Raw genomic sequence first — 17,254 nt, forward strand, 5'->3', positions numbered from 1 at the left:
TTGAAATATGCATTATTAAACTTGTGGCTCGTCGCCAGCATATTTTTTCTTTTCTTTATACGTAATTAATACACCTTTTTTCTTCAATTCTTTTCCTTTCCATACTAGCCATAATTGGGCGGCAATGAAAATGGAAGAATAAACACCAACCATTAAACCGACAAACATAGCTAATGAGAAGTTCCAGATTGCTTCACTACCTAACAACAGTAAGAAAACAACCGGTAGTAGAGTAGATAAGGATGTATTTATAGAACGCGTCATCACTTGACGTAATGATTTGTTTACGACATCTTCTAAAACATGAAATTCACGAATTTTCTTATGTTTGCGTAAATGATCACGCATACGGTCAAAGGTAACGATTGTATCATTTAAGGAGAAACCAATCACCGTTAAAACAGCGGCAATAAAGTTCAAGTCAACTTCTAAACGGGTAATACTGAATATAGCGACCATAAAGAATGCATCGTGCACTAATGCTAATACAGCCGCTAAGCCCATCCTCCATTCGAATCGTATAGCGATATAAATAATGATACCGATTAAAGCAATCGCAACGGCCATAATACCGTTTTTCGCAATTTCTTTACCGACCGTTGGTGTAACTACACTAATATTTGGATCAACACCGTATTTTTCAAAGAAGTATTCTTTCATTTCGTTAACTTCGTCTTTTTCTAATACACCTTTATAACGGGCAGTAGCTCGTTCACCATCATCACCAGAAATAACAATATCATCGGTTTCAATTTCAAATTGAGCTAATTCACTTTTTACTTCTTCGGTAGTTAATCCGTCATCAGACATAATTTCAATTCTTGTTCCACTTGTAAAGTCAATAGACAAGTTCAATTTGAAAACAACTAGTAAAATCAGCCCTAATAATAGGAGTGAGCCTGATGCTCCAAAGTATTTCGATTTATGTTTTACAAAATCGATTTTATCAAAACGGGTTGTTAAATCCGTTGTTTCAAGACCTTCTTTAAGTTCATGAATTTGAGATGGTTTGACATTGAATAAACGTATTTTACCATCAAACAGATGACTATTTACAAGAAGGCCTAGTAAGAAACGTGATAAATATACGTTTGTAATAAAGCTCAGTAAGATACTAACAATTAACATTGTTGCAAAGCCTTTAATGGAGCTTTCTCCATATACATATAAAACAACGGCTCCAATCAATGTCGTAATTTGTGCGTCAAAAATTGTAATAAAGGAAGTTTTGTTTGCCTCTTTGAAGGCTGCTTGAAGTGAGCGACCAACTCGTAATTCTTCCTTCAATCGTTCATAGGAAATAATATTGGCGTCGATTGCCATACCAATCCCTAATACTAACGCGGCGATACCTGGAAGTGTCAGGACCGCATTCAATCCTTCATAAACAAATAATACTAACCATATGTATACCGTTAATGCAAGAACGGCAACTAAACCTGGTAAACGGTAAAATACTAATAAGAATAAATAAATTGCTGCAATACCGATAAGACCTGCAATAACTGTTTTTTGTAATGCATCAACCCCGAATTGGGCGCCGACAGAAGTGGAATAAATTTCAGTCAATTTAACTGGTAAAGAACCTGCATTTAATAGACTTGCTAAGTTTTGCGCTTCTTCTACCGTGAAATTTCCTGTAATTTGAACTTCCGTACTATGAATGACCTCCGTTACCCCAGGTGCTGAAATAAATTTCGGATTTTCCTTCGTTACTTCTTCGGCAAAAGAATCTTCACCTTCAATAAAGTCTAACCATATAACCATTACATTGTTTGGTTGTTTTAACACATGTTTCGTTGCATCCGCAAATTTACTAGCATCTTTTAACTGTAACGTAACAATAGGTCTATTCGCTTGGTCAAAGGCTTGTTTAGCCCCACCTTCAACAAGATCAGACCCATTTAATAACACTTTATCATTAGCATCACGGAAAGTTAATTCCGCCGTAGTAGATAACATCTCTCTTGCTTGTTGTTGATCCTCTACACCAGCCAGTTGAACCCGAATTCGGTTTCCTTCTTCCGTCTCAATTCTTGGTTCACTTACACCGAGCGCATTAATCCTGCGGTCTAGTGCATCAGCTGTACTAGCTAAAGTGTCACTTGTAATTTTATCGCTTTCATTTAAAGGACTAACTTCATATAAAACTTCAAAACCGCCTTGAAGATCAAGACCAAGTTTTAAATCACTAATAATGTTTCTTGTTGTTAAGCCAATTAAAGTAGCAAAGACAAAAATAATAAGTACAAATGAAATAATTCGATTCTTTTTAACCATATAAATCCTCCTTAAAGAGAACACCCCTCAGATGAAAAAGTTTTAAAAATTAGCCTACTATCTAACTATCACTTTTGACACGTCTTCACATTTTAATCCAAAAAAGTAAAAACCTTCCTGTATGCAAGCAAAAAAAATAAAGACTTTCTTATATTAGCTTGTCAGGAATCAATAATTTCATTATGAAACAGCTTTATAACACTGTCAATTTTTTTTAGGCTTTAACAACGCTAGTAAATCTTCCATCCCTTCCTCTGAAAACCAATCCGGTCCTTTCAAATGTTCAACAGTTTGGAAAGTCATAAAATCACTAACTTTCAACGAAAGAATATCACTTACAAGCTCATATAAATGGATATCATCCTTAGGTTTTCTCCACTTTCTCGTAAGTAAAAACTCCCATAAACGATCCGTTGTCATTTCGTAATAGTTATACAATGCAAATTCATCTATTTTCGATCGTAATACTATTTCCAGCTCGGAACGAAATTTGTTATAAGGGTGCTCCATTATCGTCCTAATCCTCCTTAATAGAAATATATTCTTATGCAAATAGACTATATTTTCACCATAAGTATGTGCGCTTTTTGTTGACACCAACCTATTATTGTCAGTCTTTTCAAACAAAATTAGTCATGGTTTGTCCAACTAATCGCATATATATCATTGTAAAGGAAAAATACGGATTTGAGAAGGCTGGGAAATAAATGTCAAAATTTTTAAAGGGAACGTTAATCCTTCTATTTACTGGATTAATTACAAGAGTTTTAGGTTTTATCAATCGTATTTTAATAGCCCGCTTTATTGGCGAAGAAGGTGTCGGGCTATATATGATGGCTTATCCAACGTTTATATTAGTAGTGACCCTAACCCAAATCGGGCTTCCTGTCGCAATTTCTAAACGAGTCGCTGAAGCAGAAGCATTAGGAGATACAGCAAAAGTAAAAAAAATCCTAGTCGTTTCTCTCATGACCACTCTCACACTTTCCATTATTTTTACGCCGTTATTATTTTTCGGAGCACCTTTACTTGCCGGCACTATTTTTACCGATGAACGGATTATTTATCCTATTATTGCTATTGCACCGGTAATTCCGATTGTGGCGGTAAGTTCTGTTATCCGTGGATATTTTCAAGGAAAACAAAACATGAAGCCATCTGCTTTTTCACAGTTAATTGAACAACTAATTCGAATTGCTTTCATTGCCATTTTAACTAGAATCGCCTTACCTTATGGAATTGAATATGCAGCAGCAGCGGTCATGATTGCAACAATCATCGGCGAATTAGTATCATTTATTTATTTAGTAACGATGTTTAAAATTAGAAAAGCTTTTCCTTTGCGGAAAAACTTTTTCAAAAGTTTAACGAAAACCCGGTCTGTATTTAAAGATTTAATGACGATTGCGATACCGACTACTGGCAGTCGCATGATTGGATCTGTATCTTGGTTTTTAGAACCGATTGTTGTAACACAAGCTTTAGCAATTGCCGGTGTGTCTGCAGTTATGGCAACGAAACAATACGGGGCTTTAACGGGACTTGCTATGCCGTTATTACTACTCCCGTCCTTTGTTACCTTTGCCTTAAGTACAGCCCTTGTTCCCGCTATTTCTGAGGCAGTTTCAGTTAAAAATTATGCATCAGTAGAAAAACGAATTCAACAAGCGATAAAGTTTTGTATTCTTACCGGAGCATTACCAGTTATCATTTTATACATTTTAGCTGAACCGTTAATGTCGATTCTTTATAATTCAACGAGTGGTGTTTTGTTCATTAAAATTATTGCTCCTTTTATATTATTAAGTTATCTCCAATCGCCGCTACAAGCCGTGTTACAAGCGTTAGATTTAGCAAGTTCAGCCATGATTAATAGTTTAATCGGAGCCGTAGTTAAACTAGTAATCATATTTACCCTTGCATCAAATCCGAACTTCGGAATCAATGGCGTGGCCATTGGGATTATCGTCGGCTTTATGCTTGTAAGTTTATTACACTACGCTACAATATTAAAAGTCATCCCATTAACTTTTTACCTAACATTTTATTTAAAGATTATTGGTGTTACAGTATTATCTGGCTTACTAGGTAAGAACTTATATACATTTTTCACAGAATATGTTTCGATTTCATTTGCTGTATTCATAACCGCACTTACAATGGCAGTTGTGTACATTTTACTAGCATTGTTATTTAAAATTGTGAAATTAAGGGACTTACAAAAGATAACAACATTAATTTTTCCACCAAAGGGGCAAGTTTAGATGTAGTCTTGGGGTTGTACAACGAGTCAACCCCTTTCTTACCCCTAGTCAAGTACTTTATTTAGTTTCATTTTGTTTCATCTATAAAGTCGATATATAACTCCCCATTTTGATAACTACAGAACGAAATTTTATTTATATCAATAATATTTTTTTTAGCTAATTCATTGTATAGCCATTCTTCCGATAAATTTAATTCTCGCAATTTATCATTTTGAATTTTTCCTTCTAAAATGAGTGGTATTGTAAATCCTGTTTCATTTTCATATTTAAACACCGACAATTTCCCCGTAGGTTCTAAGATCGCATATTCTACATCTTTAATATTTCGAATATCTTTTTCCCGTAGTTGCATCATTAAATCGTCAAAATTATAGCGTTGTCTTTTCATTTCTTTTTCATCAATTTTACCTCTTTTAATTATCATCGATGGTTCTCCATCAACTAACTTGCGAAACTTCCGACTTTTTAAAGAAATGAAAGAAAATATCACTTGAAGAATGACGAGTAAAAATATAGGAATGAGATACTGGCTAAAAGACTCATTATAATTTTCAATAGCTATAGCAGCTATCTCAGCAATCATAACAAAAACAACAAGGTCAACAATGCCTAACTCGCCAATCTCTCTTTTACCCATTAAACGGAATGTAATAATTATGACAACGTATAAAATGATTGTCCGTAAAAGAATTGTTCCGTAAATTTCCAACAAAAACTCCTCCTATTCTAATCCTTAGTTTCCCTTGAAATAGCAATTTAATTCTAAAACTATGAATCAAGAACAAAGACCTTGATTTTCAATTGTCTGTGAACCTCTTTCATAATTTTTTATTCTAAATTTTAGTCCACGTGAATATGCTTGTACTGTAATGGGAAAAGCCTCGTAATATGTTTCTCAATTTAATGGGTTAAAAACTTTTTATATAAAGAGTGGGTTTAGGGGGAGAGGATATGGATGCAAGAAGAGTATCAAGTTCTGTATTGATTGGTTTAGGTGTCATTTACGTTGTAGCAGCAATTTTCAGTTTAATATTTTCCTTAATTTTAAAGTTTACTTCCGCCCAAGAAGATCAATTAAGTTTAATTATTACAATCATCTCTTTTATCGCATTATTTATGGGTGGACTCGTGGCAGGAGGACGGGTTCGGGAAAAAGGTTGGCTATTAGGAGGACTAACAGGTCTGCTTTATACAGTTATTAATTTCCTTTTCCAATATTTAGGCTATGATACGATTTTTTCAACGCAGCAACTTATCTATTATGTTTGTTTTACATTAACGGCAATTATGGGTGGAATTTTAGGGGTTAATATGTTTAATAGTCCAACGAGAGAGTGATATTTAAAAATGGTTATAAAAGGAGACGATTTTTATCGTCTCCTTTTTATTGCTTAATCATTTGCTTTTTCTAAAACGTCACGAATTGCGCCACGCTCATATGTAAGACGGCTACCATCACCACACTTAATTACGACAGTACCTTCGTCAAGCGCATCGATGTAACCGTGTAAACCACCAATTGTTACAACTTTGTCTCCTTTTTCAAGACTTGCTTGCATTTGGCGGATTTTTTTCTGTTGTTTTTGTTGCGGACGAATTAATAGGAAATAGAAAATCGCAAACATGACAATAAGCATAATAATACTGTATGCTGATTGACTCACTTATTTCACCCCCTTAAAATTAAAAGTTTTTTGCATTTGGTTTATTAAATCCGTATTGTTCAAAAAATTCATCACGGAAATCTTGCAAGCGGTCTTCACGAATCGCTTGACGTATTTGCTCCATCAATTTTATCAGAAAATGGAGATTATGATAAGTACAAAGTCTAAATCCGAAAATTTCATTTGTATGAATCAAATGACGGATATATGCACGGCTATAATTACGACAAGTGTAGCAATCGCAATTTTCATCAAGTGGTCTGAAATCACGAGCATATTTCGCGTTTTTAACAACAAGTCGACCCGTTGACGTCATACAAGTTCCATTTCTTGCAATCCGAGTCGGTAACACACAGTCAAACATATCAATACCACGAATCGCACCGTCAATTAATGAATCCGGCGAACCAACTCCCATTAAATAACGAGGTTTATTTTCAGGTAGTAATGGAGTTGTAAAGTCTAACACCCGATTCATATCTTCCTTCGGCTCACCAACGGATAAACCACCGACCGCATAGCCAGGGAAATCAAGCGAAATTAAATCCCGTGCACTTTGCTTGCGTAAGTCTTCATTTCCGCCACCTTGAACGATACCGAATAGAGCTTGATCATGCGGTCTACTATGGGCTTTTAAGCAACGTTCTGCCCAACGGGATGTACGCTCCACGGATTGTTTCATATAATTGTATTCCGCATCAAAAGGTGGACACTCATCGAATGCCATCATTATATCCGCACCGAGAGCATTTTGAATTTCCGTCGCTTTTTCAGGTGATAGGAATAGTTTCTCACCACTTAAATGGTTCCGGAAATGAACACCTTCTTCTTCAATTTTACGGAACTTACTTAAACTAAACACTTGGAATCCACCAGAATCGGTAAGAATTGCTTGATCCCAATTCATAAATTTATGTAGTCCACCAGCTTCACGAACGATCTCATGACCTGGACGTAACCATAAATGATATGTATTACTTAAAATAACACCGGCACCCATTTCTTTTAGTTCTTCCGGAGACATTGTTTTTACTGTTGCAAGAGTTCCAACAGGCATAAACATCGGAGTTTCATAAGAGCCATGAGGAGTATGTAAAATCCCTAATCTTGCACCGGTTTGCTTGTCCTTTTTAATTAATTCATAACGAATAGCAGTCAAATTTTGCTACCCCTTTCAGTTGTAAAACTTTTTAGTTTAAAACTATCTTGAAAAAACCGGAAAAATATATACACCAAATTATTATCTCTTATTCTATAGCTTGATGCAACTTATTTTTGCAGTAAAATAACATTTATTTTATAAACATTTTTTAACGAATAAACATCGCATCACCGAAGCTAAAGAAACGGTACCGTTCTTTAACCGCCGTATTATATGCCCGTAAAATATTTTCTCGTCCCGCCAACGCACTCACGAGCATAACAAGAGAAGATTTCGGTAAATGGAAATTAGTAACTAATCCATCAATTGCTTTCCATTCATATCCTGGATAAATAAAAATATTCGTCCAGCCACTTTCTGCAACAAAAGAACCGTTATGACGATTCGCTATTGTTTCTAAAGTTCTCGTCGATGTCGTACCGACAGAAATAATTCGGCCACCATTTTTACGAACTTCATTTAATTTTTGCGCTGTTTCTTCAGGCATTTGATAAAATTCCGAGTGCATTTCATGTTCTTCAATGTTTTCAGCACTTACAGGACGAAAAGTACCAAGCCCGACATGTAATGTGACAAAAGCTGTTTGTATACCTTTTGCACGTATTTCCTCCAGCAACTCTTCAGTAAAATGAAGACCCGCTGTCGGTGCAGCAGCTGAACCAATTTCTTTTGCAAAGACCGTTTGATAGCGGTCCGGATTATCTAATTGTTCATGAATATATGGTGGTAGAGGCATTTCACCTAGATCATCTAAGATTTCATAAAAAATTCCATCATAAGAAAATTGGAAAACTCGTCCACCATGTTCTACAATATCGATACATTCGGCTTTCAATTTTCCTCCGCCAAAATCTATGACCGTACCAACCTTTACTCTTTTTGCCGGTTTAACAAGGGTTTCCCACTGATCTCCTTCTAATTGTTTTAATAGAAGAACTTCAACATGGGCACCTGTCCCTTCTTTTATCCCGAAAAGTCTAGCTGGCATTACCTTTGTGTTATTTAAAACTAAACAATCACCAGGATGCAAATAATGAATAATATCTTTAAATGTGCGATGCTCAATTTCACCTGAATGTTTATCCAGAACCATTAACCGGCTACTTGACCGGTCTTCAAGTGGTGTTTGGGCAATTAATTGTTCAGGCAATGAGAAATCAAAATCGTCTAATTTCATTTTTCCACCAACTTCTATTTAAATCTACCTACAATATAAAATATTAACGAAAGAACAATACTTAATACTATACATGTTACAATTGGGAAATAAAAGGTTGTATTTCCTTTTTCAACGACAATATCACCAGGTAATTTCCCAATTTTCGTAAATTGCATTAATAAACCAACAACAAAGATGATACCACCAAGGACCATTAACATTTTACCAAAGCCGGTCACTTTTCTGGCACCTCCATTTGAAAATGGTCATAAACTGCATATGTGACAACTCGTCCCCTCGGTGTCCGTTGAATGAACCCAATTTGTAATAAATACGGTTCATATACATCTTCAATCGTACCCGCTTCTTCCCCGATCGTTGCTGCAATCGTATCAAGTCCGACCGGTCCCCCATTAAATTTTTCAATAATCGTTTTTAAGAATTTATGATCAATATGGTCTAAACCGAGACGGTCGACTTGCATTAAATCAAGGGCTTCAGTAGAAAGTTCAAAGGTAACTGTACCATCCCCTTTCACTTGGGCAAAATCTCGTACTCGTTTTAGGAGTCGATTTGCAATTCGTGGTGTCCCACGGGAACGTAGAGCAATTTCACGGGCAGCCGTTTCTTCTATTTCTGTATCTAACACTTGTGCGGTACGTAACACAATTTCTTTCAATTCATCGGTTTTATAATATTCTAATCGGCTTAACACACCGAAACGGTCCCGTAATGGCGCTGATAAAGCACCTGCACGCGTTGTTGCCCCTACAAGGGTGAAAGGTGGTAAATCTAGACGAATGGACCGAGCACTTGGCCCTTTACCAATGACGATATCAAGACAAAAGTCTTCCATCGCGGGATAGAGCACTTCTTCAATCGAGCGTGGAAGTCGATGAATTTCATCAATAAATAAAACGTCCCCAGGTTCAACACTCGTTAAAACCGCCGCTAAATCACCAGGTCGTTCAATAGCCGGTCCAGATGTCGTTTTAAGACTTCCTCCCATTTCATTTGCAATAATTTGCGCAAGCGTCGTTTTTCCTAATCCAGGAGGTCCATATAACAAAACATGGTCCAACGTTTCCTGTCTCATTTTAGCCGCTTCAATAAAGATTTTTAAATTATTTTTAACTTGTTCTTGACCAATATATTGCTCAAAAGTATGGGGGCGTAAATGTTGTTCTAATGATAAATCTTCTGAATCTGCCTCTTCAGATATAAATCGTTCCGACATTTAAATCCCCCCTCTAGCTATTTGATAATTTTTTTAATGCTAATTTAATATATTCATTCGTTGTTAGTTTTTCTTTTGCTAATGTATTTTTAATTCGATTAATTTCTCTTGTTGAAAATCCGAGAGCTTCTAGAGCAAGTAAAGCTTCCTCTAACTCTTTATTTTTCTCAACATTTTTGCTAGTCGTAATAGATTCGTCAGGAAAATCAGTAAGAAACTCGTGTAATTTCCCTTTCAAGTCTAAAATAATTTGTTGGGCTGTTTTCTTTCCAACACCAGGGAATGTCGTTAAAAACTTATAATTTTCCTCTTCAATCGCATGGGCAATCGTATTTGGTTCACCAGAGGCTAAAATCGCCAGCGCACCTTTTGGACCAATCCCAGAAACATTGATTAGTTTTATGAAAAATTCCTTCGTTTCTAGATTTTTAAATCCATATAAAAATTGTGCATCTTCCCGTACATGTAAATACGTATAAACTTTTTGCTTTTCCCCGTCCATATTAAAAACGTATGGATTCGGTGTATAAATTTGATAACCTATCCCATTATTTTCCACAACAATATATTGCGGACTTACATATTCAATCGTACCAATAATATATTCGTACAAAGTTTTCTCTCTCTCCTTCTATAGCTATCAGCTATCATTTTACCATACTATGTTTGTCAATTTTATAGGCTATTTTCTCTGCATTTTCTTTTCTATTCTTTCGAAAAATTCATCCGCTGCACTATACCCGGAATTCATTAAATACCAGTTATTCGCTGCCGCTTCAATTAATCCTGCCAGATCCCGTCCAGGTTGCACTTGAATTTGTACGTGAGGAATTTTCACACCTAAATATTCGGTATATTTCTCTTCAATAATTAAATCATTATTTAATTCCTTTTCTTCCCATTTCGTCAGTTCGATATCAAGGGCAATTCTCGTTTCTTCTTGGAAAGATTTCCGACCAAACGTACGAACAATATTTAATAAACCGATACTTCGTAAAGCAAGAAATTCTTTATTCACTTCATTATGGGTACCAAGAATTGTTTTTGAGTTAATTTTTTTCAATACAACAATATCATCGGCTATAAGACGATGACCTTTCCCAAGAAGTGTGTGGGCTGTTTCACTTTTACCGATACCAGAAGCCCCACGAATTAAGATCCCAAGTCCGAATACATTCATGCAAACACCATGAACTGTTACTTCTGGTGCTAATTTATTCCGTAAATAACCATTTAACTTATCGATGAATTCCGAACTCATCTCATTTGTTCGTAATAAAGGAATTCCTTCTTGTTGACAAAATTGGGTTAAATATTGCAAACCTTTTTGTCCGCTCGTTACAATAAAGCAAGGCGGATGATATTTTACGACATTACCGATTCTTGTACTTCTTTCTTCGTGACTTAATTGATGTAAGTATGTAATTTCTTTTTTACCTAAAATTTGAATGCGTTCTTGAGGGAAATATTCAAAGTACCCAGTAAACTCTAGCCCTGGTCTATGAGTACGCCTTTTCGTAATTTTTCGATCTAAACTTTTTTCACCAGCGAGTACTTCTAGTAAAAAAGTTTTCACCAGATTTTCTACTGTAATATATTTCATTTTACATTGTCCTTTCCCATACAAATTGGATTTATGTTATAGTTTCAGAGGAATTTCGAGGTATAAGTTGATAAATCTTTTATCTAAATATGTATGTATTTTTATATACTACTATTCGTCCACTCAACTTAAACCATTGTACCATATTAAAAATGCTTTTCGAAGTATTAAAGAATATACTATCTTTTGCAAAAAAGTAACTCCTTAATCAACAAATAAAAAAATGCACTAAATAACCTATTCACATTAGGTTACATAGTGCAATAAATTCTTGAGGATATTGTTGGTTAATGAACGGATGTTTGGCGATATTGTTTAAACGTATTATATAGATCATGAAAATTTTCCATCGTCTGAAATGGAATCCCCTTTTTTAATTGCTCTTTTTGTATTCTATTTAATCTATCTAAGTCAATTTCGTGGAATGATTTAATAACGTTGTTTTCTCCTGGTTTACCTTGAAAAACAGTTAAAATTCCTTCTTCTGTTAAACCAAAATAGCCATTCGCTTGCAAAACTGGTAATATATCATTACTCTTTTTTTGAAAAATAATATGGTCTACATTAATTTCTACTAATTTCCAATCTTTGTATTCATCCCATAATTGTTCTATGTCGTTAACATCTTCTCTAATCATTTCACTTGTAACTTCACCATCTAAATAAAACAATTGTAATATTGTTTGCAATTCGTCTTGTTGCTGAATGTCGTTATTCGTTATTTGTTCAGCATGGACTATGTTAATTGTTCCTTTATTAAAAATAAATAGTTCTAAAATTGCTAGGATGGTGAGGACAAGCATAATAAATATTCGAATCTTCATCTGTTTTCTCACCCTCATGTTGTTTTTATTTACCACTATTAATTTTTCCTATTATGTAAAAATAAAACGCAAAAAAATTAAAAAGCAAGTGGAAGAAACGGTTGCTCTTCATCACTTGCTTATCATTTTTCGTTTTATTAATTTTTATTCATCATCTTCAAAATCGTCTTCAGGTCGATATTGATTAAATGGATAATTTATATCCATCCCTTGGCCGTATGGCATTGTGCCGTGGAATGGTGTTGGACCGTACATTTGTTGTTGTGGTTGGTAATATTGTGACATATCCATCATTTCTTGCGATTGCGGCATATTTGCTCCGCTCCACATATCTGCTGTTGGGTAACTTCCAGCCGGGAAATGTAAATGTGACGGATGGGTTGTATCTGGTCCAAAAGTTCCAATTAGTTGATTTGAACCACAACCGCAATCCTGTTGAGGCATCATTGGCATTTGGTAAGACATTGGATAGTGTGGTTGCATCATTGGAGTAGTCATTTGTTGCGGCATTGTTGGATACATAAGTTGCTGACTCCATTGCTCCATTGCTGGTTGGTTTGCACCTGGGTTCATATCCTGTACACCTTGTACTGGTGAAAGTGGCAATTGGACAGTATCGAAATCATTGTTATAATCATCATCAAAATCTTGATTGTCATCATTATACATTTGTGTAGTATTCATTGGACTTTGCTGCTGTTGCCACATTGTTGGATCATTCATATCAGTTCCAGGCATTTGTTGTGACATCATCCCAGCATTAAAATCCATTGGCATTTGTTGACCCATCGTGGATTGATCCATACTCGCCGGCATTTGCTGACCCATCATGGATTGATCAAACTCCTGCATATTCTGACCCATTTGACCGTATGTGCCCATTTGTGGTTGCGTCATTTGTGGATAACCCCATGTTGCTGGCAACGTCATTGCTGGTTGATAGCCGCCCCATCCACCATGCGGAAATCCGATTGGATAGCAAGGCATTGGCATACAAGGCATTCCTGAACCAGGAAGTACTGGTGTTATCGGATAACATGGTGGGCATGGCATTGGTTGAATATACATTTGTGGCTGTACCGGCTGTTGTTGAACAATTGGTTCTTCTTTTACTGGCTCTTCTTCTATCGGTTCTTCCTTTGGAATTTCTTGTAGTTGTGGTAGTTCTGGCATTTCTTTAACTGGTTGTATTGGTTGTGGTGCAGGTTGTTGTTGTTCGATGTTCATTTTTTGCATATTTAATAAATAATAATTGTTTATATCAATCTCTGGCATAATTGGCTGTGGTGGCTTTGGCATATAAATTGGATTTGGTATTTCTTTTTTCACTGGTTTCGGTACCTCTTTAATAATCTCCTTCGGTTGTTCTTTTACTGGTTGTTGAACAGGCTTTGTCGGTGTTTCTTTTTGTTTAAAAGGCTGTTGTGTAATTGGCTGTTCTTTTATAGGCGTTTCTTTTTTTACTGATTCGCTACTTGTCGGAACTTTAATTTTCATACCTGGCATAATGACATCAGGGTTTGATAAATGTGTATTCATGCTTTTTAATTGTTCAAAATCGACTCCGTATTTTTGGGCAATTTTCCAAAGCGTATCTCCCTTTTGGACAATATGAATCCTCACTCAATTTCCCTCCTATTTTTCTGTCGTTCATATTGTATGAAAGAGTGGGCAAATTGCTAACCATTCTCGTAAAAACTTATGATTAAAAATGGGAATTTATGTGGATTAGTGAGGAGAAAGAAGGAGAAAACACTTGATTTGACAATACTTTTTCTATTCCTATAATTTGCTGTTTTTTTCAAAATAAAAAAGGACAATCCGTTTGCATTCGGACGTCCTTATCTCTTAGCTACTTTTATTCAATAAATTCAAATTCAAAATCTAATAAGCGAACAGTGTCGCCATCTTGTGCACCACGCTCACGTAAGGCTTCATCAACACCCATATGACGTAATTGACGTGAAAAACGACGTACAGATTCATCACGTGAGAAATCAGTCATCTTAAATAGCTTTTCGATTTTCTCGCCACTTAAAACGTAAGCACCATCTGGATCCCGGGTAATTCTGAAATCCTCTTCTTCTTTTTCAAATTTGTATACGACCCGATTAATTGCACCAGCTTCTTCCTCTTCCTTATGCAATGGAAATTCTGGCGTATTCTCTAACGTATCTGCAACAGCGAATAATAATTCACGAATACCTTGTCTTGTCGCTGCGGAGATTGGGAATATCGGAATATCTTGATCCAATTTTTCTTTAAATTTCTTCAAGTTTTCTTCCGCATCCGGCATATCCATTTTATTCGCTGCTATAATCATTGGTCGTTCCGTTAATCTCATATTATACTCACTTAACTCATTATTAATTGTTACAAAGTCTTCATACGGGTCGCGACCTTCAACAGCTCCCATATCAATTACATGAATAATAACCCGTGTACGTTCAATATGGCGTAAAAATTGAAGTCCGAGTCCAGCACCTTGGTGGGCACCTTCAATTAGTCCCGGTAAATCCGCCATAACAAAACTACGCCCATCATCCGTTTGGACAACTCCTAAATTCGGTACAAGGGTTGTAAAATGATAGTCGGCAATTTTTGGTTTCGCACTCGTTACGATGGATAACAGTGTGGATTTACCTACACTAGGGAACCCAACTAATCCGACATCAGCGAGCAATTTTAACTCCATTACAATATAACGTTCTTGACCAGGTTCACCATTTTCAGCAATTTCTGGAGCGGGGTTTCTTGGGGTAGCAAACATAATGTTACCTCTACCACCGCGTCCACCTCTTGCAATAACAGCCCGTTCACCGTGACGGACTAAGTCAGCAATAATTTCGCCAGTATCTTCATCTTTAACAACCGTACCGGGAGGAACTTTTACAACTAAATCTTTTGCTCCGCGACCGTGTTGACTTTTCGGTTTTCCATTTTCACCACGTGGGGCTTTAAAATGGCGTTGGTATCGGAAATCCATTAACGTTCGTAGACCTTCATCTACCTCAAAAACAACGTCCGCTCCTTTTCCTCCGTTACCACCGGCAGGACCGCCTTTATCAACGTACTTTTCCCGACGAAAAGCGACCATACCATTGCCACCATCGCCACCTTTTACATATATCTTGACTTGATCGACAAACATTTTTGTCTTTCTCCTTCCGTTGTGCTTTCCTTATCCCTTAATTTAATAGGATTTAATTCAAAGGAAAAAGCTTCTTCATTCATATTTATATTTTCCACTTTACAAGCTTTATTTTCTTCTTGTAAAAAGTTTTCAATCCGTTCAATTTCTTTTAGTATGCCATAAAATTCAATAATGAAACTTACATTTTCTTGACTTACCTGAAGTGTGACACTTAATTCATTATCTTCATAATCAACCGTTACATCATTTAATGTTGAAAAAAATGTTTCAAACCAATGCGTAATTAATCGATCATTTACATTTATTATTTTACCTTCACCAATCACTTCATAATTTAAAATAAATGAAGGACTTTCCCAGTTATATGTGATCAACAATAATGCAAGATTTGGCATATTTATTGAAGAAAGTTTGCTTTCTTGACTCGCTAATTGAATGATTTGGTCAATTATTTCATTCACTCTCTCAGCTTGCCCCAATGCATGATAACCTTTAATTAATTGCAAATGATTTAACCAGTCATGACGTGCATGACGTAATAATTCAATTGGCTCCCATTTTTTCATATCTTACTCCCCATTTATTCGCTTTTCACGGGTATAGTATAACATATGTAGTTTATGAAATTGACACTTTTTGCATAATTTGCGAGAACTTGGAAAGGTTGATGTAAGATGATGTAAGATGACAAATTGTGTGCAATATCTATAATGACAAAAAAACTCTAACCAAAGTTGGCTAGAGTTTTTTTACAAGATAAGCAATTACTTACGCTTCTTGTGCTACTGGGTAAACACTAACTTTTTTACGGTCACGTCCAAAACGTTCGAATCGTACGATACCGTCTGTAGTTGCAAACAATGTATCGTCGCCACCTCGTTTTACGTTTTCACCTGGGTAGATTTTTGTACCACGTTGACGGTAAAGGATAGAACCGCTAGTTACGAATTGACCGTCTGCACGTTTAGCACCAAGACGTTTCGCAATAGAGTCACGACCGTTCTTTGTAGAACCTACCCCTTTTTTAGACGCGAAGAACTGAAGATCTAGTCTTAACATTCATTCCACCTCCCGCTATTTGAAGGTTATTTTTATATAATCGCCATAACTTTCTTCAATCGTTTGTAATGATACAAGCATTCCCGAAAGAAGAAGTTGTACTTTTTCTTCCACTTCAGCAGATAAGTCATCTGGTAATTCACAATGCAAATATCCGCCTTCTCCGCCTTGTTCCACTGTTGGGATACAGTCGGTTAGGGCTTCAACCGCATTGATCGCACCAAAGGTAACTGCTGATACACCTGCACAAACAATATCAGAACCGTACTTGTCAAAATTAGCATGTCCTTCAACAGTGAAGGAGCTAATTTGTCCATCGCTTTTTCTAACGATTGTTACGTTTATCATCGTTTCTCGCCTTAGCCTTGAATTTTTTCAATAACTACTTTAGTGTATGGCTGACGATGACCTTGTTTTTTGTGGTAGTTCTTTTTAGGTTTGTATTTGTAAACAATGATTTTCTTTTGTTTACCGTGTTTTTCAACTTTACCAGTAACAGTTGCACCTTCAACGTAAGGAGCACCTACTTTTACGTTATCGCCACCTACGAACAATACTTTATCAAAAGTAACTGTTTCGCCATCAGCAACGTCTAATTTTTCAACGTAAATTACTTGGCCTTCTTCAACTTTAAGTTGTTTACCACCTGTTTCGATAATTGCGTACATAATTGCACCTCCTCATAATCTAAGACTCGCCGTAAGTCGGTGTTTTGGCATCTTGGCATTGCATTGCGCTACCTAGCCAAAATCTTAAACCTAATACGAGCGGTTGTAGCACGGGTGCTACAAACAACAAATGAATTTTACCATATTTAAGAATGAGATGTCAATAAATGTTTTGAA

General features: G+C 36.0%; 19 protein-coding genes and 1 other annotated feature. Of the genes, 2 read left to right on the forward strand and 17 right to left on the reverse strand.

The window, feature by feature from the left end; translation table 11 throughout:
• Nucleotides 1-15: 15 nt before the first annotated feature.
• Both secDF and GW534_RS13080 read right to left on the reverse strand, forming a co-directional pair.
• Nucleotides 16-2,280 (reverse strand): protein translocase subunit SecDF, encoded by a 2,265-nt coding sequence (gene secDF, locus GW534_RS13075; RefSeq protein WP_161921459.1) that lies wholly within the window; start codon nt 2,278-2,280, stop codon nt 16-18.
• A gap of 204 nt (nt 2,281-2,484) precedes the next feature.
• On the reverse strand, nt 2,485-2,790 hold the full coding sequence (locus GW534_RS13080) for a post-transcriptional regulator (RefSeq protein ID WP_161921460.1): 306 nt from the start codon (nt 2,788-2,790) through the stop codon (nt 2,485-2,487).
• A gap of 197 nt (nt 2,791-2,987) precedes the next feature.
• Here GW534_RS13080 and spoVB point away from each other — a divergent pair, with 197 nt between their 5' ends.
• Nucleotides 2,988-4,544: a stage V sporulation protein B gene (spoVB, locus tag GW534_RS13085; protein ID WP_161921461.1), complete on the forward strand. Its 1,557-nt coding sequence runs from the start codon at nt 2,988-2,990 to the stop codon at nt 4,542-4,544.
• 67 nt (nt 4,545-4,611) lie between these two features.
• Here the strand turns inward: spoVB and GW534_RS13090 are convergent, their stop codons facing one another.
• Nucleotides 4,612-5,256, reverse strand: coding sequence for a DUF421 domain-containing protein (locus GW534_RS13090; protein WP_161921462.1), 645 nt, complete (start codon nt 5,254-5,256; stop codon nt 4,612-4,614).
• A 242-nt stretch (nt 5,257-5,498) separates the two neighbouring features.
• Here GW534_RS13090 and GW534_RS13095 point away from each other — a divergent pair, with 242 nt between their 5' ends.
• On the forward strand, nt 5,499-5,885 hold the full coding sequence (locus GW534_RS13095) for a TIGR04086 family membrane protein (RefSeq protein ID WP_161921463.1): 387 nt from the start codon (nt 5,499-5,501) through the stop codon (nt 5,883-5,885).
• 53 nt (nt 5,886-5,938) lie between these two features.
• Here GW534_RS13095 and yajC read toward each other — a convergent pair whose 3' ends face one another.
• The 14 genes from yajC to rplU form a co-directional block, all read right to left on the reverse strand.
• Complete coding sequence (gene yajC / locus GW534_RS13100; protein WP_161921477.1) at nt 5,939-6,184, reverse strand: preprotein translocase subunit YajC; 246 nt, start codon at nt 6,182-6,184, stop codon at nt 5,939-5,941.
• A gap of 46 nt (nt 6,185-6,230) precedes the next feature.
• Nucleotides 6,231-7,370 (reverse strand): tRNA guanosine(34) transglycosylase Tgt, encoded by a 1,140-nt coding sequence (tgt, locus tag GW534_RS13105; protein ID WP_161921464.1) that lies wholly within the window; start codon nt 7,368-7,370, stop codon nt 6,231-6,233.
• A 151-nt stretch (nt 7,371-7,521) separates the two neighbouring features.
• A complete protein-coding gene (queA, locus tag GW534_RS13110; RefSeq protein WP_161921465.1) occupies nt 7,522-8,550 on the reverse strand; it encodes a tRNA preQ1(34) S-adenosylmethionine ribosyltransferase-isomerase QueA in 1,029 nt (342 codons plus the stop codon).
• A gap of 14 nt (nt 8,551-8,564) precedes the next feature.
• Nucleotides 8,565-8,771 (reverse strand): DUF2905 domain-containing protein, encoded by a 207-nt coding sequence (locus GW534_RS13115; RefSeq protein ID WP_161921466.1) that lies wholly within the window; start codon nt 8,769-8,771, stop codon nt 8,565-8,567.
• A complete protein-coding gene (ruvB, locus tag GW534_RS13120) occupies nt 8,768-9,769 on the reverse strand; it encodes a Holliday junction branch migration DNA helicase RuvB (protein ID WP_161921467.1) in 1,002 nt (333 codons plus the stop codon). Before ruvB ends, GW534_RS13115 begins: the two co-directional genes overlap by 4 nt.
• Before the next feature lie 13 nt (nt 9,770-9,782).
• Complete coding sequence (gene ruvA / locus GW534_RS13125; protein ID WP_161921468.1) at nt 9,783-10,382, reverse strand: Holliday junction branch migration protein RuvA; 600 nt, start codon at nt 10,380-10,382, stop codon at nt 9,783-9,785.
• A 69-nt stretch (nt 10,383-10,451) separates the two neighbouring features.
• Nucleotides 10,452-11,372 (reverse strand): HPr(Ser) kinase/phosphatase, encoded by a 921-nt coding sequence (gene hprK / locus GW534_RS13130; RefSeq protein ID WP_161921469.1) that lies wholly within the window; start codon nt 11,370-11,372, stop codon nt 10,452-10,454.
• Between the two features lie 287 nt (nt 11,373-11,659).
• Nucleotides 11,660-12,196: a BofC C-terminal domain-containing protein gene (locus GW534_RS13135; RefSeq protein ID WP_161921470.1), complete on the reverse strand. Its 537-nt coding sequence runs from the start codon at nt 12,194-12,196 to the stop codon at nt 11,660-11,662.
• A 144-nt stretch (nt 12,197-12,340) separates the two neighbouring features.
• Nucleotides 12,341-13,819 (reverse strand): SafA/ExsA family spore coat assembly protein, encoded by a 1,479-nt coding sequence (safA, locus tag GW534_RS13140; RefSeq protein WP_161921471.1) that lies wholly within the window; start codon nt 13,817-13,819, stop codon nt 12,341-12,343.
• Between the two features lie 235 nt (nt 13,820-14,054).
• The gene (gene obgE, locus GW534_RS13145) at nt 14,055-15,347 is read right to left on the reverse strand and encodes a GTPase ObgE (RefSeq protein WP_161921472.1); all 1,293 of its coding nucleotides are present in this window, start codon (nt 15,345-15,347) and stop codon (nt 14,055-14,057) included.
• Nucleotides 15,317-15,916, reverse strand: coding sequence for a Spo0B C-terminal domain-containing protein (locus GW534_RS13150; RefSeq protein ID WP_161921473.1), 600 nt, complete (start codon nt 15,914-15,916; stop codon nt 15,317-15,319). The genes obgE and GW534_RS13150 overlap by 31 nt, the downstream gene beginning before the upstream one ends.
• A 202-nt stretch (nt 15,917-16,118) precedes the next feature.
• Nucleotides 16,119-16,409: a 50S ribosomal protein L27 gene (gene rpmA / locus GW534_RS13155; protein ID WP_161921474.1), complete on the reverse strand. Its 291-nt coding sequence runs from the start codon at nt 16,407-16,409 to the stop codon at nt 16,119-16,121.
• A 15-nt stretch (nt 16,410-16,424) separates the two neighbouring features.
• Nucleotides 16,425-16,757 carry a ribosomal-processing cysteine protease Prp gene (locus tag GW534_RS13160; RefSeq protein WP_161921475.1) on the reverse strand — a complete coding sequence of 111 codons (333 nt, stop codon included), beginning with the start codon at nt 16,755-16,757 and terminating at the stop codon, nt 16,425-16,427.
• 11 nt (nt 16,758-16,768) lie between these two features.
• Nucleotides 16,769-17,077 carry a 50S ribosomal protein L21 gene (gene rplU, locus GW534_RS13165; protein ID WP_161921476.1) on the reverse strand — a complete coding sequence of 103 codons (309 nt, stop codon included), beginning with the start codon at nt 17,075-17,077 and terminating at the stop codon, nt 16,769-16,771.
• 12 nt (nt 17,078-17,089) lie between these two features.
• Nucleotides 17,090-17,192 (reverse strand) — a sequence feature (ribosomal protein L21 leader region).
• Between the last annotated feature and the right edge of the window lie 62 nt (nt 17,193-17,254).

Origin of the sequence: Pallidibacillus pasinlerensis (genome assembly GCF_009996845.1) — a bacterium.
Lineage (GTDB): Bacteria > Bacillota > Bacilli > Bacillales > Caldibacillaceae > Pallidibacillus > Pallidibacillus pasinlerensis.